Origin of the sequence: Desulfovibrio psychrotolerans (genome assembly GCF_013340305.1) — a bacterium.
Classification (GTDB): Bacteria; Desulfobacterota; Desulfovibrionia; order Desulfovibrionales; family Desulfovibrionaceae; genus Halodesulfovibrio; species Halodesulfovibrio psychrotolerans.
Window position 1 is genome coordinate 1 of the sequence record NZ_BLVP01000046.1, and the last position, 414, is coordinate 414.

1 pseudogene is annotated in these 414 nt (G+C 58.9%); it reads left to right on the forward strand.

The window, feature by feature from the left end:
* A pseudogene (locus HUV26_RS16640) lies at positions 1 to 414 on the forward strand (VWA domain-containing protein); the annotation flags it as partial.

Below are 414 nucleotides of genomic sequence, written 5' to 3' on the forward strand. Positions count from 1 at the left end.
GGCACTGTCATACAATTACCCTCACTTCCTGCGCAATGCGACGACACCTTCAACGGTCTTGTGCGTGGATTTGTGGATCATGAGGCAGCCCACATCCGGCATACGGACTTTACCGTGTGCAAGCAGACCCGGTCTGCGCTGGAAAAGCACATCTGGAACACCTTTGAGGACTGGCGGGTGGAAAACGCCATGGCAGCCATCTATCCCGGATGTCGGGGCAACTTCCGCTGGCTCATCCGGCACTGCTTCCTCGACACGCCTCCCGTGGTGCATGATGACAAGGCCACCCTGATCCTGGACTGGCTGCTCCTTACGGTACGAAGCTGGGATGTACCGGAACTGGGTGCTCATTGTGAGACGCTGGCCTGTGCCATGGACAGAAGGTGGCCCTGGCTCCGCCTGCATCTGGAAGCC